Genomic DNA, 20,177 nt, shown 5'->3' with positions numbered 1-20,177 from the left:
CGGTCTTACCTTCGCCACTCGGTGGCGGCGACCTGAACGAACACCCCGGTGTCCTCGGCCATCAGCAGGCCTCGGCCACGTGGCAGCGGACCGCCCTTCATCTTGCCGCGGATGAAGCCCTCGTCCGGATCGGCGTCCATCACCAGCAGTGGTGCGTTGGCCTGATGCAGCGCGCGCAGCATCGGGTCGCTGCCTGCCGAAGACCAGCCGCCGAAGGTACGGGTGACGATCACGTGCAAGCCGACGTCGGCAGCCCGGTTGACGAATGGAACAACCTTGTGCAACGGCGAATCGAAGCCTGGCGGCAGCTGCTGGATGTCGTCGACGATGAGGAAGATGTCCGGCCCGCTCCACCACGACCGCGACAACAGCTCCTCGGCGGACAAACCGGGCGGCGGCTCACGGCCCGCCAGGCTCGCCGACAGCTCACCCATCATCGCGACAACGCCGTCGAGGTTGTAGGCGAACTTCTCCACATAGTCCGAACCCAGCGCGGTCAGCAGCTGACGGCGCGGGTCGACCAGCCAAACCTGCGCGGAGGGGCGTCCGGGCGGCGGCGGCGGCGCGCTGCTGGCGCCCGGCGCGTAAAGCCGCCCGATTTCGGACATGATCGTCGCCAGCGTCGTCGTGCGCCCGCATTCGCGTCGACCGGTCACCATCAGGTGCGAGTTGTCGGCGAAGTTGAGGTAGACCGGCTGCAGATCCAATTCCGATATCGCCCAGGCGATTCCGCCGGCACCCACGCCTTGACGGTTGTCGCGGGCGGCCAGCTCGCGCACCTGTTCCACGCCGAAGCGTGCCGGCAGGCGGCGCACTGGCGGGGCTTGGGCGGCGGTCAACCGGCTCACCGCCGCGACCACACTGTCGGACTCGAAGACGTTGTCGGGCGTGCCGCCCAGCGCGGGCCGAGCCACCAGGGTGTGCAGACCCGCCTGCGGGTCGCTGTCCAATCGGACGTAGTTGACCGCAACCATGCCGCGGCCGGGCTTGACGGGAACGTCCTTGGCGAAGCGGGAACGCACCAGCTTGGCGTCCTCCACCGCAGCCAATCGCAGTTCGACCCGGGAACCGAAACCGCTGCGCACCGGCGGCCGCAGCTCCGATTCGCGATCCGCGGTGACCACCACGTGCACCCCGAACGAGGGGCCCTGATTGATGATCAGGTTGACCTGCTCGATCAGTACTTCGTTTTCTTCGGCCAGTGCCCGGTAGTTGTCGATCACCAGGTACACATCGCCGAACCCGTCGTTGGGTACCGGCCCGGCTTCTCCGCCGAACTTGCGCCGGCGGAACATCTCCATCGACGCGATGCCGTGTTCGAGGAAGCTCCGTTTGCGCTCGCGCACCAACGCCAGCAATTCGGCCACGGTCCGGCGTACGCCATAGGGGTCGGTCGGACCGGCGACCTCGCCCACATGAGGGAAGCGCGCCACCGTTGTCAGCGCGGTGCTGCTGTACGCCAAGCAGTAGAACTGAACTTGTTCGGGAGTATGGGTCAGCGCCGCCGAGCAGATCAGCGTCTGCAAGGCGGTGGTCTTGCCCGAACCGCCCGCGCCCAGGATCAAGACATTGGCACCAGGGCCTGAGGTGTCGACGGTCCACGGTGGCTGGTCGTGCTTGAAGGGGCGGTCGATGATCCCGATCGGGAACACCAGATTCCGCGCCGAGCCGTAGTCCTTCTGCCACGGGTGGCCGAGGAATCGGTTGACCAGCTCATCGATGGCTACCGGAACGGTCAGCGGCGGCTGCCACAACCGGTAGGGCTCGAACTTGATCTTGCGCAGCTGATCGATGATAACCGTGCCGACCTTGGGGGTCCGCACGCCTTCTTCCTCCTCCTCGGCGGCGGCGCCCTCTCCGTCGATCACCTCGCCGTTGGCGTGCGCGACGACCGCCTCGATTTGCGGCCCGCCCACGCTCACCTCCAGCGGCGTGAACGAGTTGGTGAATAGCTGCGGCCGGATGTAGTCGATGTTGTGCACCAGGACCGGCGCTTCGTCGCCGTCGATGGTGCCGCCGGGGGCGTAGTAGTCGCGCCACAGGAACTCGGCCTGGAAGCGGGTGACGTCCTCGAGGCTCCGGCGGAAATAACCCAGACCGGCCTGTGCCGGCAGGTTTACCGCATTCGGCACGCCGGCGGCCTGGGCCGCGCCGGCGGTACGCGCCTTCAACACCAGGCGATAACCCATGTTCTCCATGAGCTTTTCGGCCCGGCTCTCGATGGTCTGCGACGCCATCATCAAATGGATCCAATACGCACGACCCTGCCGGCCGATCGAGTCGAGCACGTCGACCGCGGTCGGCATGATCCGGAACCATTCGTAGAACTCGTCGATGACCACGACGAGCATCGGCAACGGCGGCATGTCCTGGCCACGGGCCCGCATCCGGAGGCGCACCGAGTTGTATTCCTTGGCGTCGTCGACACCGGCGCTGTCGCATACCGCCTTACGGCGGGCGATCTCGCCCCACAACGCATCCAGGAAGCGTTCCATCAACGCCTGGTCTTCTTCGAGGTCGGTGATGATGCGCGACACGTGCGGCACCCCGGCGAACGGCTTGACCGCCGAACCACCCTTGAGGTCGGCCAACACGAACTGCAGTTCCTCGGGCGGATGGCTCAGCATCAGCGACTCGATCACCGTTCGCACTAGCGTCGACTTACCGGAACCCGTCGTTCCGGACATGACGCCGTGCGGGCCGTCACCACCTTCGTCCAGCGACTTCATGTCCAAGAACAGCAGTTCGCCGTTGTCGGAGCGGTTACCGAACGGCGCCCGCAATCGCGACCGGCCCATCGTGTCGGTGCGGTTGCCCCACAGCGAGTCGAAGTCGATGCTGCCCGGATCGTCAATTCCGTAGTAAGACAAGATGTCTCGGGCACCGATGTGGGCGACCCGCTGACCGATCTCTTCGTAGGCCTCGGCGAGCCGCCACTGCGCCAACTTCTGGGAGAACTCTTCGGCCTCCGCGATGCTCATCTGGTCGCTCAGCGCGAAGAACCAGGCCTTGTCGTCGATCACCATCCAGGTGTCGCGGTCGCGCGGCAGCGCCTCGATCACACCCTTCTCGTCGAATTCCAGCTTGCGCTCCGGGACATCGGTCCACATCGAAGAGCCGGTCAGATCGAAGAACGTCACCCCGTCCACGCCTTCGGCGCTGATCACGTACTCCCACTGCGGGTCGTCGACATCGGCGATGATCACGGTGTGCGGTGTCGGCGTCTGCGCCGACGAGCTGGCGTGCCGGGGCGTGAACGACCCACGTCCGGCGAACAATTCGGCTTGCTCGGCGGCGAACTCGCGGACCGAGCTGTAGACCATCCGTGCATTACCGGCCGCGTCATGACGCCGTGAGTCACCGAAGTGCGGAAGCCACTTCACCCAGTCCCACTCGTCCAGATCGGAACTGACCACGATCAACTGCACATGGTCGGGTCCGTGGGAAAACGTCAGCTGGCAGATGATCGCCCGCATCAAACCCAGCACCTGCTCGCGGGTCCCGACGAGCGCATACCAGGGCTCGACCAGCAGCGAAACCATCTTCGGCAGGTTGTAGACAACGCTTTGATACCGGCCGAACTCCTGAAGCGCCTTACCTGTGACCGGCTCGAGCTCGATGTCGGTCGGCATGTTCTGCGGCTCGCCCCAGGTCACCTCCGGCCGCGTCATTCCCACGCCGACGCGCACGACGCCGAAGTTGAGGTCCTTACCGTCGGGCTTGCGCTCCCACATCCGGGGTGATCCCACCGCTGCCGCCAGCGTGGTGGGCGCCGGGTGGAACCACCGGTAGTTGGAGTCCATGCTGTCGGCCGACTCCTGGGCCGTCTCGCGCAGCATGTCCAGCATCAACATGAACTGAGCGCGCATCGCGTCCAGCTTCGGACGGCTCATCTGCTGCTGGCCGCCGAACCGGCCGCCGAACATCATCATCATCATCCCGCCGACCATGAAGATCGGGAAGATCGAGCCGACGCCGCCGAACACGCGTGACCCGCTGGCGAAAGTCATCGCGACCATGCCGCCCAGCAGGCCGATCACTACGACGCCCACCACGATCAGCCACCAGGGCTTGCCCTCCGGGGGCGGAATGCTCAGCGGTGTCGGCAGGACGATGTTCTCCGGCTTGATCACCGGCGGCTTTTCCGCCGTTGGCCGGGCAAAACCACGTTTCACTTGGGTACCACCAATTCTGCGGGGGTCATATCCATGGGTAGGGTGTCGTGTTCGACCAGCGCATCGGCTCTGGAGAGCGTGGGACCCTGCGGCAGCAGCCGCAGCGCCACCCACGGGGCCATGCTCGGGGCCAGGCTCAGACCCAACGCCTCGCGGGCTTCCTTGGTGTCCTCCACCCCGAACCGCGCGCCCGCGTCGGTGAGCCACCACAGCGATTCGGTGGTCTGAGCGGCGGGGTTGTTGCCGGTGACAGCGACGAAGTTGCCGTAGTCGGGTCCGAAATAGACGTGGTCGGCTTCACGGCCGCTCATGTCGGCCTTCACTAGGTCAACCACCTTGTGCATTTCGTGGGTCGCGACCGGGATGGTAGGCCCGGAGATCACCTTGACGCGGGCCCGGTTCTCACCCCGGGTCCGTTCCCACCACCAGCACGTCGACGGATTTTCCCGGATGTCCAGCACATTGAGCGGTTCATCCGGGTAGGCCGACAGATCGATCCTGTTGACGACGGGCATCTTGGCCAACGCCGAGGGTTCCACCGTCACCGGCTTGGTGTTCCCCGGCCGCCCGGCGTTCTGCATGATCTGGGCCACCAAGGGCGGCAGGGTCTGCACCCCGTCGGCCAAGACCAGCGAATACTGTTGCGGCCCACTGATTTGCGGCGTGACGAGCACCGTGCCCACCGGACCGGGAGCACCGGGGAAAGTCGCCGGAGCACCCGCGTTGGGCACTTCGGGCACCAGCAGCTCGGGCCCCACCGGCAGGGCGTCGTAGAGCGCACGACTCATCGGTCGGGCCTGACTGACCTGTTCCGGCGTCAACCCCAGCGGCAGCAGCACCGACCGGTTCGTGGCGTCGATGCGGGACCGGCGCCCCTCGCGGATCACCCACGCGTCTCCGCCATAGCTGAGCACCACGGCGTCCGAACCCTTCAATACCCGCCGGTGGCCGCTGAGATCGGGAGTGCCGTCAATGACGGTGACGGAGACCCCTTGCGACGACCCGAGGCTCGACGAGGTGGACACGGTGTCACACACCAGCCACGACGACGCCGGCGGACTCTTCGGGTAGAACTGGTTCGGCGCGCCCGGGATGCCCACCAGCGGGCCGTGCGGTTGGTTGGCAATCTGGCTTCCCTTAACCAGATGCGGGTTGTCCGGCCGCCCGGTGATCAGCCGTGCCGATGCCAAGTTCAGCGCGGGATACAACCGGTCCCCTACCCGGACGAAGAGCGCACCGGAATCCCGGTCGGCGATGATCGGCGACTCGTTCAACTGGCCCGACGGGCTGATGAACGACCACAGCAACGCGCCCAGGCAGATCACCAGGGCCGCAGACACCGATGCCACCACCGCCAGCGTCTGCCGCCGGCCGGGTTCGATCTCCATGCGCACCCGCCAGCGGGTCAATGCCATCGCGGTTCGGCGCGCCAGGAACTGATAACCCGTTACCTGGGTCCGCGTGGACAATCCGAGGCCGTACCCCGACCCCCGCTGCCCGCGGCTCTCTTCAGCCACGCTAGATCACCTTCCGGTCTGTTCAGAACGCCTGGATATTGGCCCAAATATGTGGAGAAATGCTGACGACATCGATAACCGTAGGGCAACCGAAAGGCCGGCGCCATACGGCCCTTACCGCACTAGATCCCCCAAGGATTCGTCGTGTCTTCATTGCATCGTAGCGACCAATCGCCGTCTCGGCGCGCGGAAATGTTGCGGCCGGTTTAACGTCTCTGAGCTGGGAAGTAAACGCGCGGTGCGGTGAGCCCGCGGCGGAGCGGACAAGCCAGACCGCCCCGCCGTCCGCGGGCAGCGGTGTTGGACGCAAGATGGGCGCCATGACTGAGCTCGCGCCGTCGCTGGTCGAACTTGCCCGTCGACTCGGCATCGCCACCGAATACCAGGACTGGACCGGCCACGACGTGCGCGTCTCCGCGGAAACGCTGGTGGCCGTGCTGGCTGCGTTCGGCGTTGCCGCACGCACCGAGGAAGAGCGCAACACCGCACTGGCCGAGCAACTCCGGTCGTACTGGGCCCGTCCGCTGCCGGCCACCATCGTCGCTCGCGCCGGCGCACCGGCGCGGTTCTGGGTGCACGTGACTCACGGCGCGCCCGCCGACGTGTGGTTGCGCCTCGAGGACGGCACGGTACGCGGCGGGATGCAGCAGATCGACAACTTCACCCCGCCATTCGAGCTGGACGGACGCTGGATCGGCGAAGCGAGCTTCGTGCTGCCCTCCGACCTACCGCTCGGGTATCACCGCGTGCAGCTGCGCTCCGGCGACGACGAGAACAGCACCGCGCTTATCGTCACGCCGGACTGGGTCGGACTGCCGGAAAAGCTCGGCAACCGCCGAGCCTGGGGCCTGGCCACCCAGCTCTACAGCGTGCGGTCCCGACGGTCGTGGGGTATCGGCGATCTCACCGACCTGGCTGACCTGGCGCTGTGGTCGGCCTACCGGCACGGCGCCGACTATGTCCTGGTCAACCCGCTGCACGCGGCGGCACCGACAACACCCATGGAGCCGTCGCCGTACCTGCCGACCTCGCGGCGCTACTTCAACCCTCTCTACCTGCGTGTGGAGGCTATTCCGGAGTTCGGCGAGCTGGCCAAGCGCAGCCGAGTCCGGCAACTGCGCACCGACGTGCAGCAGCGGGCGGACCGGCGCGACACCATCGACCGGGACAGCGCGTGGCGGGCCAAGCGCAAGGCTCTCGAGCTGATCCACCGAGTGCCGCGATCGGCAGGTCGTGAGCTGGCCTACGCCGCGTTCCGGTCCCGGGAGGGCCGCGCCCTGGACGACTTCGCCACCTGGTGCGCACTTGCCGAAAAGTACGGCGGTGACTGGCATCGATGGCCGAAGTCATTGCGGCATCCCGATGCCGCCGGCGTTGCCGGTTTCGTGGACAAACACGCCGACGCGATCGATTTCCACCGGTGGCTGCAGTGGCAGCTCGACGAACAGCTCGCCGCGGCGCAGTCCGGGGCCACCCGGGCCGGAATGTCGTTGGGCATCATGCATGACCTCGCAGTGGGCGTCCACCCCGACGGGGCCGACGCATGGGCCTTGCAGGACGTGCTGGCGTTGGGCGTGACCGCCGGCGCGCCACCGGATGAGTTCAATCAGCTCGGCCAGGACTGGTCTCAGCCGCCGTGGCGACCCGACCGGCTCGATGAGCAGGAGTATCGACCGTTTCGCGCTCTCATCCGGGCTGTGCTGCGGCACGCGGGCGGAGTCCGGATCGACCACATCATCGGGCTGTTCCGGCTGTGGTGGATCCCAGCGGGAGCGGCGCCGACTCATGGCACGTATGTGCGATACGACCATGAGGCGATGATCGGCATCGTGGCGCTGGAAGCGCATCGGGCCGAAGCGGTCGTCGTCGGGGAGGATCTCGGCACCGTCGAACCGTGGGTGCGTGACTATCTATTCTTGCGCGGCCTGCTGGGGACCTCGATTCTCTGGTTCGAGCTGGATCGGGACGGAAATGGCGGTCCGCTGCCGGCCGAGCGCTGGCGCGAGTACTGCTTGTCGTCGGTCACCACTCACGACCTGCCGCCGACGGCCGGGTATCTGGCCGGCGACCACGTGCGGCTGCGCGAGTCTCTCGGTTTGTTGACCCGGCCGGCGGAAGCCGAACTCGAGGCGCATCGGGCCGATCAGGAGGCCTGGATAGCGGAATTGCGACGGGTCGGCCTGTTGGCGGACGGGGCCGAAGCCGACCCGGAGCAGACCCTGTTGGCCCTCCATCGATACCTGGGCCGAACGCCGTCGCGCCTGTTGGGAGTGGCATTGACCGACGCGGTCGGCGATCGGCGGACGCAGAATCAGCCAGGCACTACCGACGAGTACCCCAACTGGCGGGTTCCACTGACCGGTCCCGACGGCAAGCAGGTGCTGCTCGAGGACATCTTCACGGACAAGAGGGCAGCAACCTTGGCCGACGTGATGCGAGCCGTGACGGCTCCCGCGGTCACCTGAGAATCGTCCTGTTAGCGTCGGATGTCGTGACATCCCTGCGGTGCGTCTCCCGCCGTCGCACAGCGAAAGCCCCGGTGCTCCCTTCGGCTGATGCCACCGATTCCCGCGGGGCGCACCGATGACGGCCACGCCCTCGGTGGCGGTGGTCGCCCCGGTTGCCGACGGCGTCACCGCGGACCCGGACTGGATGACCGCCTTCGCGCTGCACCTCGAGGCTTGCAACTTCGAATCGATCATCGTCGCCGAGCACACCGTGCTGGTCACCAGGTACGACAGCGTGTATCCGTACGACCGTTCCGGGCGGGTCGGGCTGGCCGCGGACTGCCCGATTCCCGACCCGCTCGATCTGCTCGGGTTTCTGGCCGGCCGGACGACGCGGCTCGGTTTGGCCACCGGAGTCTTGGTGCTGCCCAACCATCACCCCGTGGTGCTGGCCAAACGCGCTGCGACGATCGATGCCCTCTCCGGCGGCAGGCTGCGGCTGTGTGCGGGTGTGGGATGGCTCAAAGAAGAGCTCGAGGCCTGCGGGGCGGAGTTCGACAGCCGCGGCCGCAGGGCCGACGAACAGTTGGCGGTGCTGCGGACACTGTGGGCCGACGAACCGCACGGCGCTTCTCACCACGGCGAGTTCTTCAAATTCGACAACGCCATGTGCTACCCCAAACCGGTTGGGCGGCTTCCGATTCACATCGGCGGCCACAGCCGGGCGGCCGCACGCAGGGCCGGGCGCTTCGGCGATGGCTTCCAGCCACTCGGCGTGGCCGGGCCGCAGCTCGCTGCGCTGATCGCGCTGATGCGTGAGGAGGCGTCCTTCGCCGGCCGCGATCCGGCGTCCCTGGAGGTCTCCTTGGGCCACCTGGTGACCAAGATCGACAGCGAACGCGCGGCCCGCCTGGTCGATGAGGGCGCCGACCGGATCGTGCTGGGCATGCCGTCGACCACCGATATCGAGCAGGCCAAAGACATCGTGTCGGCGTGCGCTCAGCGTCTGGGATTGGCCTCTTGAGGTCTCACGAGGATCTGATGCCCCCTCCTGAGTCTCTTCGGCTGGCGCTCAGCGATCTGGTGCACCGGTATGCGGCCCGCGTCGATGACCGCGAATTCGACGCTGCGGCCACCCTTTTCACTGCGGCCGCCGAGCTGACGACACCCGACCCGCCCGCCACACTGACACCTGTCCATTCGCACCGGGGCCAAAAAGCCATCGCCACCGCCATAGCGGCCGTCGCCCAAACCATGCGTACCGAACACGCGATCGTCGGGGAGGTCTATGACCAGGCCCCTCGCCCGGGTGTCGCGCGAGGACGCATCACCTGCATCGCGCACCATTGGAGCCGGCGCGGCGATGACCTGGTCGACGTGGTCTGGCATCTGCGGTACGACGACGAGTACCAGCTGACCGAATCGGGCTGGCGAATCAGCAACCGCGCCTTGACGATCAACGCCATTGAAATCCGGCCGGTACGCCGATTGCTGCCACGCGACCAACCGCCGCCGGCGTGAGCGGCTGCTGACTCTGCTTTTATGCGCTTCCATGCCACGGCAAGCGAAGTCGTTTGGCTATGCGGCATTTCGGGTAATTCCGAAGGTGCTGACCGACCCCGTCGGTTTGCCGGCCCGGAGACCTCACAGTGGAGGAGGCGTTCATGGGGGGCATCTCGCGCCATGCCATCCACCGACGTCCGTACGCCCAGGACGCGGCGGAACGCGCCAACGACGCCCAGCACGCGCCCGGCCTGGTTGTCGTCGCTGGTGTCGTGCTGGCTTTCGTGGTGTCCCTCGCCAATTTCGCACTCGGACAGGTAGGACTTGGCCTCGCGGCCGCCATCGGCGGACTGCTCTCGTTCGGCGCCGGTCTGGCTTGGCTTGCCATGGAGCGCAGGCGAGTTCGCGAAGCCGAACGGCAGCGACCGTTCGGCCACCAGCAGCGGCCTGAGAGGCGTGAAAGGTAGGTGTACCGGCTACTGCAAAGCTGCGAGGTTGTCCACCGAGTTCTGAATCTCGCGGCGCAGAACTCTGGCGACGAGCCGCCCAACCGGCCCGCCGAGCAGACCGCCTTTCAGGTCAGCCGTCAGTTGGAAATCCGACCCCGGATGGTTGGCGGTGACGGTCACCGCGACAGCGATCCGGATTCCGCCCCGACCGCAGCCATGTAGCTGGATCGAGGTCGGCTCGTCGTACTCGGTGACCGTCCAGTGAACGACGTTGCGGAAACCCTTCACCTTGATCAGTGACGAGACGCGGACGCCCTCGTCGACCGTCGACGGCACCTCCCCGCGCCACCCCCCGAATATCGTCATCCATTCGTCGAATCGGTGCAGGTCGGAGGCAATTTTCCAGGCGGAATCCGGATCGACGTTGGATGACGTTGACACCTCCACACGCGCCATGTGTTAACCCGCTCCCTGGTTCGGCGGCCCCGTGCTCCTGACCGGCCGCAGCCGGACCATGCGTTCGGGGTTACATACCCAGGCACCGCGGCCCGATAAACTCCGATAGAACCCGATAAACCCCGACAATCCGCCGTCGTCTACCGGCACGCCGCCGATTCGCGCCGACCAATCCGGCCTATCGCCGGCCCAATCCCGTTGCCGCAGAACCAGTGCCAACCCAGCCGTTGCCCTCGCCGGCTTGCGGCTAAACTCCTTTCCAGGCGGTATCCAATTGGGTGGCTACATCGATGACCTGGGCGGCCTGCGACTGCGGTGAATCGATCTCCTCAGCGACGTACTGGGCGATGAACCGCCTGATCTCGCCGTCAACACCGGCCAGAATGCGCAGCACCTCCCCACGAATCGATTTGGACGACACGTTGACGGTGATATCGGAGGGCCGCGGTTTGGCGACGTCGACGATCAGCAGCAGCGGCTCGGCAGCACGTGCGGTGGCGCGCAGCGCGATATCTCCGGCCACCTTGAACCGTTGCTTGTCGAGCCGGAGGTCCAGCAGCAGGTCAATCGACAGCGGAATGTGAATCACAAATGTGATGAGGTCACCGAGCTTTCGGGTCACACGCGGTTCGTTGATCTTGACATGCGCGCTGACCTTGGCGATCCCTCCGGGGCCCTGGGCGATCGGCTCCATGGCGAATTCGCTGCCGGCGATTTCGGCGAACGATGCCGCCACCCGCTCCGGTGTGACGGCAACCTCGAAGAATCTGCGGCCGAAGTCTTCGTAGCTGAGGTAGTCGTGATGTTGCATAGGTTTATACCGTCTCACGTCAACTGCCGTAACGGTCGCTGATCGGTTCGCGTCGCGCGAAATTTGAGGTCAGATGTGCCGGCGGACCGGGTCCCCACCGCCGCAGTGTGATCTGCAACATCTGCCGCGCGTTGTGAACAACACCACAAGCGGCCGCTTCGATTCGATAAGTCGGGCGGCGGCCTGCCACGCTGGAAGTACCTGGAGGTGTTTGGAGTCTCATGTGCGCCCACGAAAATCCTGATCAGCGCTCGGTCGTAACCCGGATCGAGGGACTGCTGACCTGGCTCGGCGGCGGACACTGGGGGGAACTCGGTGAGCGTCACGAGCGGTCAACCCACGCCGTTGCCGGCGCCGTGGTGGCCTTCGGATCCGGGCTGGCCTGGCTCGTGGCGAGCTTGGCGGTGAGCGAATCGACGGGCTGGCCCACCTGGGCCGTCGTTGCCGTGACCCTGGTGTTCGCCCTGCTGGTCGCCGCGGTGCTCCGCGGTACCGCCGGCGGACCAGGCCGGGGCCGGTCCGGCATCGCGGGACGCGCCGGGGTCGCTCTCGCCGTCGGTGTCGTGGTTGGCGAGCTTGCCGCGCTGGTTGCGTTTTCCGGTGCCATCGACCAGCGCCTCGACGAACGGGCCCTGCGCAATGCCGACTCCGTGCCCGCTGTCGCGCAGGCGTCGGCGTCGCTGCAACAGTCCCGTGATGCGCGGGCCGCGCTCGACAACGGGGTCGAACAGGCTCGGGCGCATCTGGACACGGCTCTGGTGGTCGCGCGCTGCGAATACCACCCCACACCGGGTTGCCCGCAGACCAGGATCACGGGCGTTCCCGGTCAAGGACCCGAAACGCGAACGGCTAACCAGCTTCTCGCCGATGCGCAGCGTGAATTGGACAATGCGTTGGCGGCTCGTGACAGTCAGGCACCCGACCTCGACGCCAGGGTGCGGCAGGACCAGGAGGCCCTCAACACGGTGCGCCACGCGGTGGTGGCCGACGCGGGTCGCGGGCTGGGCACTCGCTGGGTGGCGATGAACGACGTAACCCTCGCCAGCGCAGGCGCGTTGGCGCTGCGGGCGCTGCTGATCGCGTTCTTCGCGCTGGTGTATCTGTTGCCGCTGATCCTGTGGTTATGGCGTGGTGAGACGACACATGACCGCCACGCGGCCGCGCGCGCCGAGCGGGACCGTGCCGAACTCGAGGCCGAGACCGCCATCGCGATCAAACGCGCCGAAGTTCGCCGCGCTGCCGAAATCATGTGGGCCGAGCATCAACTGACCCAGACCCGCCTGGCGATCGAGGCACAGGCCGAAATCGACCGGGAACAGCAACGCCGTCGTGTCATCGAAGCGCTGGAGCTTCCTGAGCTTCCGGTGCGCGCGTCGTCGCAGCGTCCTTTCGAGCCAGTCGAGGAAGTAGAGGAAGACATGTATCTGCCTATCGCGGCCGAAGCAGAGGCCGCCAGCCGCGCCGTCGCCCAATTGCCGGCTGGAACAGCGGATCGCCTCGCTCAAACACCGGAACAGCTTCCGGCGCAGGTCGACTCGAGCGGGACCGTGGCAGCGGATGAGACCGAGCGCGGCGGCCCGCTGATTCCGTCGATTCCGGACGCCACCAAGGCTGCGGCGCGATGGATTCGGCCGTTGATGCCCCCGTTCGTGGCGCGGGTGATCGACAACACCACTCAGCCACTGCGCACCGCACGTCAGGTGTTCGAAGAGGTCGAAGAAATCGCGTTTTCGTTCAAGCGCACCCGCAAGGTCACCGTCAACTCCGAGAGTTCCGACAGCCCCGACAGCTCCAACAGCAGACGTGACCAGCCGACGCCTCAATCCCCTGTCGCGGAGGCCCCGGCCGGCGTGAACCGTATCGAATCGTCACGTGGCGACGCCGATACCGGCAGCTACGAAGGAGACTACGAGGGGCTGAGCCACAACGAGCGATACCGGCCGTTGGAGCAATCTCCGGAAGATCTGGCCGGGTTGTCGATGGGATCGACCGGAGGTGCGAACCGGCGTGAGCTGGTCGGGCGGGAGGGGCCGGCCGAGCTTCGTTCCCCCGATGGCCCGCGTCAGCTGCCCCCCGGTAAGTAACCCCGGTAAGTAACATGGTGCGACACACGCTGGCCGGCAGCATGCCGGGTCAGGTCGCATAGGATTCTGTCAGCGATGGTAGCTCGGCAGGCGCCATCCTGACGGTGCCCACCAGCCAGGCATAACGACGGACAAGGACAGGATCTCGTGGGTCTCTTGACGGCAGCACAGGACACGTTCTCACGGTGACATCCCGATCGCCGATCGCAATGCCGGCGGCCTCATGAAGGTCAGCCTTTTACTGGCGGACGCAGCGCAGGCCGACCCCCAGTCGGGTAAGGTCCACGCCCTCGGGCTGGGCTGGCGGCAATGCCAAACACCGACTCCCCCTTTCGCTTTGGTGCTTTTTCTGGACATCGACTGGGATGAGACCAACCAACAGCACAAGTTGACGTGCCAACTGCTGACCACCGATGGAGATCCGGTGGTAGTGACGGGGCCGCATGGCCCGCAGCCCATGCTGTTCGAAGCCGCCGCCGAGGCAGGCCGGATGCCCGGGGCGATCCATGGCACTTCGGTCCGGATGCCGCTTGCCCTCAATATCCCGCCGGGAATTCCGTTGGAACCGGGACTCTACGAGTGGCGGGTGGAGGTGGAAGGCTTCGAGCAGGCCACGGCGGTCGAGGCTTTCATCGTGACCGGCGGAGGCCCTTCGCCGATGGCTCTCGACTAAGAATAGTTCTGAAATAGCCAAGTTACCAACTGTTTTCCTAGAATGACGACGCCATCGGCAGGACGGCAGCCTGACGAGTTACCGCACGGTCAATTCGAGACGTTCGAGGCGGCGCACCAGGATGCTCGGCAACCACTGCCCGACTTCGGCGGCCTCGATCACCGACGTTCTTTCGAGCAGCTGGCGCACGACGATCTGGGCCTCCAGGCGTGCCAGCGCTGCACCGACGCAGAAGTGCGCGCCCTTCCCGAAACTGATGTGGCCCTTGCCTCGTCCGCGGTCAAGGCGGAATTCACCTGGTGTTTCGAACTGAGCCGGGTCGCGGTTGGCCGCTCCCCACAACAGCAGCAGGTGCGAGTCAGCCGGCAGGTCGATCCCGGCCAGGCTGGTGTCGTGTCGCACGTGCCGGTAGTGACCCCGAAAAGGCGCCTCGTAGCGCAGCGTTTCCTCGATAAAGGCTCCGAGCAGGTCCGGGTTGTCGCGCACCTGCTGCTGGATGTCGGGCCGGGTTGCCAGTACCCAGGTCGCGCTGCCCAGCAACGAGGCGGTCGACTCTCCCCCCGCGGCGAACAGGGTGACCATCATGACTTGGGCGGTGAGCGTGTCGATTTCGCCGGATGTGCAGGCGGCGGCAAGTTCCCCCAGCAAATTGTCCTGCGGACCGGCCGCCGCCCGGCTGAATTGGTCGGAGATGTAGCCGCTGAGCTCCATCACGGCGACACCCGCGGCGGCGAGTTGCTCGTGACTGACCAACCCTTCGAGCAGTTGCGTGGCCGCGTATCCCCACTTCACCAGCTGGGCCGCGTCCGCGCCGGGCACGCCGATGAGCGACGCCACGACCATCATCGGCAACCGGTTGGCCATCGCACCCATCCATTCGATGTGGCCGTCGCGCAGGCCGTCGACCCAGAGCCGGCTTGCGGTCTGGGCGGCAAACTGTTCGATGGCGCGGATTCGCTTGGCCGCCAAGTGGCGTACCAGCAGCTTGCGATGCAGTGCGTGGGCAGGGTCGTCGGCGGTGGCCAGCACATGGGTCGGCCCGCCGAGCGCGTCCATCTCGAACGGCTTGACGGTGCCGTCGACCGTGTAGGTCATCGTGGCGGTCAGGTTCGAGGAGAAGTCCTCGGGACGGCTGATGGCGTCGTGCACGGCATCCCAACCGCATACGGCATAGAACGAGGAGTCAGCAATGCGGTGGACCGTTCCGGCGGCATGCATGTGCTCGTAGAGAGGGTAGGGATCTTGCAGGCATTCGGCACCGAAGAAGGTGCTGCCATCGATGGAGCATGTCCGGAGTCCGGCGGAACTCATCCGGTGATCCATCGCCCGCTCTGGGCGACGGCCTCGGCAGCTTCGCTGTTCGGGGCAAATTTCGCCACCGGACCGGACAACACCCCGCCGGGGGCTGTGTCGGCAAGGCGAACACTGCACACGGGTGTCATTGCGCATCCTTTCTGCGTGGTATGCACTCGGGCCGATCAACCGAAAATTCATCCGCGGCATGGCTCAGCAGGTACCTTCACCAGGGTGGTCGGTGGATATACCGGGCGTCAACGACGCGGCGACAATTGAACGACAATTGAAACGGGCATTGCCCGGTGCTCCTTCGGGTTGTCTCACCGCGGGGCTCACACCTGCGGTGCCGTCGGCATTGACCGCCGTCGCCGTCTCAGGTTCGAGAAAAGCCAGCTGCTTTCCGTTGGGGCTGTCAGCGTCGCATTGCGGCTCGGCGTTGCTCAGCGTGTCCAGGCGGGCGAGTCGGCCGCACTGCGCAAAGCTGAAACGATGCGGTCTTCTTTTTCCACGAAGCGCTCGGTCGGCGTGGGCACCGAGATCGCGATCACGTTGTCGCCCAACGCTCGTCCGGCGATGGCGGCCGCCGAAATCCCCGGGGTGTGCTCATCGCGATCGAAAGCGATTCCGGTGCTTCGGATTTCAGCGATTTCGCGACGGAGTGCCGCGGCAATTTCGGGGGTGAAGCTGGCAAGGGCGGCCGCTGCGGCCGCCTCGTCAAGTGCGGCGAGGGCCGCCTTTCCGTTGGCGGTCCCGTTCAGCGGGAATCGGACGCCGATTGCCGAGACGGCGCGGAGCCGGTGTGACGACTCGATTTGGTCGATGAACCACATCTTCTGGCCGCGCAGAATCGACAGGTCGACGGTTTCGCCGCCGGTGGCCGCGGCCACTCGCTCGATGGTCGGGCGGAATACTGCCGCGATGTGCGCTCCGGTGGCTTTGCCGAATCCCAGCAGGCGTTCACCGAGGGAAAAGTGGCCACGGTCGTCGACGCTGGCCAAGCCGACTTCGACGAGACCGACCAGCAGGCGGCGAGTGGTCGACTTGGCCAGCTGTAAGCGCTCGCTGAGGTCGACCAGACGCAACTCGCCCGGGTCGGTGGCGATTTCGTCCAGTGCGGCTGCCGCTCGGCGCAACACCTGGATACCCTCGTCGCGATTCGTCCGGGCATTTCGTTCCGTTCGCGGCACAACTCCACTATAGTGGTCCGCAACGCGAACCTTAAAGAACCGAAATGTGGATCAGAGGAGATCTGGGTGAGCGCACTTCCTGGCGGGCGGCACTTTTTCCGCGGCGATGACGGTTACGAGGCTGCACGCCGCGGCTCGGTGTGGCATCAACGAGTGCCCGAACGTTATCCCGAGGTGATTGTGCAGGCTGTCGATGCCGACGACATCATCGCGGGCCTGCGCTACGCCAGGGCCAACGGCCACAAGGTCAGCATCGTCTCGGGCGGGCACAGCTTCGCGGCCAGCCATCTGCGCGACGGCGCCGTTCTCCTTGACGTCAGCCGTCTCGACCACGCGCGGATCGACGCCGAAAACATGACGGCCGTCGCCGGCCCCGGCAAGGGCGGCAGCTTGCTCATGGCCGACGTGCAGGCCCAGAACCTGTTTTTCCCCGGCGGCCACTGTAAAGGCGTCTGCCTGGGCGGCTACCTGCTGCAAGGCGGGTACGGCTGGAACAGCCGGATTTTCGGCCCGGCCTGCGAAAGTGTCATCGGACTCGACGTCATCACCGCCGACGGCGAGCAGATCCATTGCGACGCAGACAATCACCCCGACCTGTACTGGGCCGCCCGCGGCGCCGGCCCGGGCTTTTTCGGGGTCGTCACGTCGTTTTACCTCGAGCTCTATCCCCGCCCGGCCGTCTGCGGCACCAGCGTGTACGTGTACCCGTTCGACGTGGCCGACGAGGTCTACACCTGGGCCCGCAACGTCAGCGCCGACGTGGATCGCCGCGTCGAGATGCAAATCCTTGCCACCCGCAGCGTCCCCGAGATGGGTCTCGACATGCCGGCCATCGTGATGGCCTCGCCGGCCTTCGCCGACTCGGAAGAAGAAGCCAAAGACGCCCTCGCGGTATTCGACAGCTGTCCGGTCATCGACCGGGCTCTGGTCAAAAACCCCTATATGCCAACGGATTTGCCCGCCTGGTACGACGTCGTGATGACCCACTACCTGGGCGACCACCGGTACACCGCGGACAATATGTGGACCTCGGCGCCGGCCGAGGAACTGTTACCGGGCATCCGCAACATTCTCGACACGCTGCCGCCGCACCCGTCGCATTTCCTGTGGCTGAACTGGGGGCCGTCCCCGGCCCGCCAGGACATGGCCTACAGCATCGAAGACGAGATCTACCTGGCGCTCTACGGCTCCTGGAAGGACCCGGCCGACGACGACAAGTACGGCGACTGGGCGCGGTCCAACATGGCAGCGATGTCGCACTTGGCCACCGGCATTCAGCTCGCGGACGAAAACCTCGGTCAGCGGCCGGCTCGGTTTGCCACCGATGCGGCCATGGCCCGGCTGGACCAGGTACGGGCGACCTACGATCCCGACGGTCTGTTCAACAGTTGGATGGGACGAATCTGATGACCGGCGATCTCTACCTGGGCTATCGCAACGCCGACGCCGAAACGCCGTTCGCAAAGTTCTTCAAACCCGAAATGGCGGCCCTGCCACCGCATGTCGTCGAGGCGCTACAGCACGGCCCGCAAGGCGGGATGGCGTTGTTGGCACTCGACGACGCCGCAACCGTTGCCGACGAGGGCTATCACCAGACCGAGAACGGTTACGGAATTCTCGAGGACGGCAGCTTCCAGGTCTCGGTCCGCACCGATATGCCCGGAGTCACCCCGGCGATGTGGGTCTGGTGGTTCGGCTGGCATGGGTGCGATACCCGGCGGTACAAGCTGTGGCATCCGCGAGCGCACCTGTCGGCCGCCTGGAAAGACGGTGACGACGCTGGCCGCCAAGGCAATCAGCGCTACCTCGGCCGCTGGTCGATGATCAGCGAGTACATCGGTTCGGCAATGCTCAATGCCGCAATCCAATTCGTCGCACCCGCGGCCCTGGGTCTACCGGCAGATTCCGACGATGCGGTGGCGATCTGCGCCCGGCTGGGCTCGGGTGACGCTCCGGTGGACGTCGGATGGTTCGTCCACCATATTCGGTCGACACCGGGCGGCTCGGAGATGCGTTCGCGGTTCTGGATGGGCGGCCCGCACATCGAAGTTCGCAAGGCCCCGGGTGTGGCATCAAAGGCGGTGCGCCCCATCGCGGCACGGGTGCTCGGCAATCCGGCAGCCACCGCTCGCAACCTGCTGGTGCACTGTGCACAGGAGATGAATCATCTCGCGGGGTTCTTGGCCGGACTCCACCAAAACTTCGGTGACGAATAGGCGGTCCTCAGTTGTGTTGGGCAAATGCCGGGGCAACGAAGTCCAGCACTAGCCGGCGCTCGGCCTCCTCGTCTTCGCCCGGCCAGTAGACCAGCGACAGCACTACGCGTACCACCCATTTGGCGGCTTGCGGATCACCGACGGCGAGGCCGGCGAGGTCGGTAGCAAACTGGGCGGTGAGCGGCGACTCGGCAAGCCAGGCCACCTGACGGGTGCCGCCGCGAATCGAACCGACCATGAGTTGGCACAGTGGGTCCGAGCGGATTTGCTTGATGGTCAACATGATTGCGGTGACGAGTCGCTCCACCCCGCGCAGCGGCTCGACGGCCGCGCGCACCGAGTCCACAATGCGGTGCGCGGTTCGCCGGACGACGGCGTTACGGATCTCGGTTTTTCCGCCGACGTAGCGGTAGATGGTCGCTCGGGAACAGTGGACGCGGGTGGCCAGCTTGTCGATATCCAGCGCATTGAGTCCGTCGCGGGCGATGAGGTCGGTTGCGGCCTCGTAGATCCGCTCGGCGGCGGCTTCGCGGCGGTCCCCTCCGAGGAGCCAATCGTCGACGGGCACGTGGTGTCGCGTCCTTTCGCCCGAGATAGTTAGAGAGCCATTTCCATATAGTGAGACAAAGGTAACAGCTTTTCTCGCCATCGATGCAGGTCCTGTTCTCGCGTTGAGACGGCCCCTGGCAGGGGTTGCCACTGGCCCATTTCAACTTTCTCCACGTCGTTGACCTGCATGTTTTCGCCCTTCAAGCTAATGCGAGGACTACTTTTCGAACGGATCGGTCACCGTGCGGGCTGTCGTGTGTGGCATGGCGGACCCGTGTCGCTGACTAACGCGGAGGAATTACATGTTGTTTGTGATAGCGGCGCCCAGCATGGTGGAGACAGCGGCGGCGAACTTGACTAGCCTTGGTTCGACACTGGACGAGGCCACCGCGGCCGCGGCTCACTCGACGACACGGGTGCTGGCCGCGGCCGAGGATGAGGTGTCAGAGGCACTTGCTGCGTTATTCTCCGCCCACGGCCGCACCTATCAGGCGCTCAGCGCGCAGGCCGCAGCGTTTCATGCCCAGTTTGTGCAAACCATGACCGCCGGTGCCAGAGCCTACGCCGGCGCCGAGGCGGCCAACGCCGGTCCTTTCGAAAGCCTGCTCGGCGCGATCAACACGCCCGTTCAAGCACTGACCGGGCGCCCCCTGATCGGCGATGGCGTGGCCAGGGCCGCGGGCACGGGGCAAGATGGGGCACCGGGCGGGTGGCTACTCGGGAATGGCGGGGCCGGCGGGTCCGCTGCGGCCGGTACCGCCCAACGGGGCGGTACCGGCGGGGCTGCCGGATTAATCGGCTTTGGGGGCGCCGG

General features: G+C 66.1%; 16 protein-coding genes. 9 read left to right on the top strand and 7 right to left on the bottom strand.

Annotated elements, in window-relative coordinates; genetic code table 11:
• Positions 1-5: 5 nt before the first annotated feature.
• Together eccCa and eccB are read right to left on the bottom strand one after the other, a co-directional pair.
• Positions 6-4,175 carry a type VII secretion protein EccCa gene (gene eccCa, locus EET03_RS13270; protein ID WP_075543624.1) on the bottom strand — a complete coding sequence of 1,390 codons (4,170 nt, stop codon included), beginning with the start codon at positions 4,173-4,175 and terminating at the stop codon, positions 6-8.
• Positions 4,172-5,692, bottom strand: a complete 1,521-nt coding sequence (gene eccB, locus EET03_RS13265) for a type VII secretion protein EccB (RefSeq protein ID WP_075543623.1) — start codon at positions 5,690-5,692, stop codon at positions 4,172-4,174. Before eccB ends, eccCa begins: the two co-directional genes overlap by 4 nt.
• A 320-nt stretch (positions 5,693-6,012) precedes the next feature.
• Here eccB and malQ point away from each other — a divergent pair, with 320 nt between their 5' ends.
• From malQ to EET03_RS13245, 4 genes are all read left to right on the top strand, one after another.
• The gene (gene malQ / locus EET03_RS13260) at positions 6,013-8,157 is read left to right on the top strand and encodes a 4-alpha-glucanotransferase (protein WP_063471844.1); all 2,145 of its coding nucleotides are present in this window, start codon (positions 6,013-6,015) and stop codon (positions 8,155-8,157) included.
• A 118-nt stretch (positions 8,158-8,275) separates the two neighbouring features.
• Positions 8,276-9,163 carry an LLM class F420-dependent oxidoreductase gene (locus tag EET03_RS13255; protein WP_075543622.1) on the top strand — a complete coding sequence of 296 codons (888 nt, stop codon included), beginning with the start codon at positions 8,276-8,278 and terminating at the stop codon, positions 9,161-9,163.
• Positions 9,164-9,180: 17 nt separating this feature from the next.
• The gene (locus EET03_RS13250; RefSeq protein ID WP_075543621.1) at positions 9,181-9,660 is read left to right on the top strand and encodes a nuclear transport factor 2 family protein; all 480 of its coding nucleotides are present in this window, start codon (positions 9,181-9,183) and stop codon (positions 9,658-9,660) included.
• Positions 9,661-9,803: 143 nt separating this feature from the next.
• The gene (locus EET03_RS13245) at positions 9,804-10,109 is read left to right on the top strand and encodes a LapA family protein (RefSeq protein ID WP_425271525.1); all 306 of its coding nucleotides are present in this window, start codon (positions 9,804-9,806) and stop codon (positions 10,107-10,109) included.
• A 9-nt stretch (positions 10,110-10,118) separates the two neighbouring features.
• Here the strand turns inward: EET03_RS13245 and EET03_RS13240 are convergent, their stop codons facing one another.
• On the bottom strand, positions 10,119-10,547 hold the full coding sequence (locus tag EET03_RS13240; RefSeq protein ID WP_075543620.1) for a type II toxin-antitoxin system Rv0910 family toxin: 429 nt from the start codon (positions 10,545-10,547) through the stop codon (positions 10,119-10,121).
• 247 nt (positions 10,548-10,794) lie between these two features.
• Positions 10,795-11,358, bottom strand: coding sequence for a hypothetical protein (locus EET03_RS13235; RefSeq protein ID WP_063471837.1), 564 nt, complete (start codon positions 11,356-11,358; stop codon positions 10,795-10,797).
• A gap of 221 nt (positions 11,359-11,579) precedes the next feature.
• Between EET03_RS13235 and EET03_RS13230 the strand changes: the two genes are divergently transcribed.
• Both EET03_RS13230 and EET03_RS13225 read left to right on the top strand, forming a co-directional pair.
• On the top strand, positions 11,580-13,442 hold the full coding sequence (locus tag EET03_RS13230; protein ID WP_099193529.1) for a DUF4407 domain-containing protein: 1,863 nt from the start codon (positions 11,580-11,582) through the stop codon (positions 13,440-13,442).
• A gap of 223 nt (positions 13,443-13,665) precedes the next feature.
• On the top strand, positions 13,666-14,115 hold the full coding sequence (locus EET03_RS13225) for a DUF6941 family protein (protein ID WP_075543618.1): 450 nt from the start codon (positions 13,666-13,668) through the stop codon (positions 14,113-14,115).
• 78 nt (positions 14,116-14,193) lie between these two features.
• Here EET03_RS13225 and EET03_RS13220 read toward each other — a convergent pair whose 3' ends face one another.
• The gene (locus tag EET03_RS13220; protein WP_208649049.1) at positions 14,194-15,426 is read right to left on the bottom strand and encodes a cytochrome P450; all 1,233 of its coding nucleotides are present in this window, start codon (positions 15,424-15,426) and stop codon (positions 14,194-14,196) included.
• Between the two features lie 425 nt (positions 15,427-15,851).
• On the bottom strand, positions 15,852-16,598 hold the full coding sequence (locus EET03_RS13215; protein WP_075543616.1) for an IclR family transcriptional regulator: 747 nt from the start codon (positions 16,596-16,598) through the stop codon (positions 15,852-15,854).
• A gap of 66 nt (positions 16,599-16,664) precedes the next feature.
• On the opposite strand from EET03_RS13215, the gene EET03_RS13210 reads away from it, so the two are divergent.
• Together EET03_RS13210 and EET03_RS13205 are read left to right on the top strand one after the other, a co-directional pair.
• Entirely contained in the window at positions 16,665-18,005 is a 1,341-nt protein-coding gene (locus EET03_RS13210) for an FAD-binding oxidoreductase (protein ID WP_075543615.1), read from the top strand.
• The gene (locus EET03_RS13205; RefSeq protein ID WP_075543614.1) at positions 18,005-18,814 is read left to right on the top strand and encodes a DAPG hydrolase family protein; all 810 of its coding nucleotides are present in this window, start codon (positions 18,005-18,007) and stop codon (positions 18,812-18,814) included. Before EET03_RS13210 ends, EET03_RS13205 begins: the two co-directional genes overlap by 1 nt.
• Positions 18,815-18,821: 7 nt before the next feature.
• Here the strand turns inward: EET03_RS13205 and EET03_RS13200 are convergent, their stop codons facing one another.
• The gene (locus EET03_RS13200; protein WP_075543613.1) at positions 18,822-19,382 is read right to left on the bottom strand and encodes a TetR/AcrR family transcriptional regulator; all 561 of its coding nucleotides are present in this window, start codon (positions 19,380-19,382) and stop codon (positions 18,822-18,824) included.
• Between the two features lie 283 nt (positions 19,383-19,665).
• On the opposite strand from EET03_RS13200, the gene EET03_RS13195 reads away from it, so the two are divergent.
• On the top strand, positions 19,666-20,177 hold a 512-nt coding region (locus tag EET03_RS13195; RefSeq protein ID WP_136625695.1), incomplete at its 3' end, for a PE family protein.

This window comes from Mycobacterium innocens (genome assembly GCF_900566055.1).
GTDB classification, from domain to species: domain Bacteria; phylum Actinomycetota; class Actinomycetes; order Mycobacteriales; family Mycobacteriaceae; genus Mycobacterium; species Mycobacterium innocens.
This window is presented reverse-complemented; position numbering and strand designations above follow the sequence as displayed.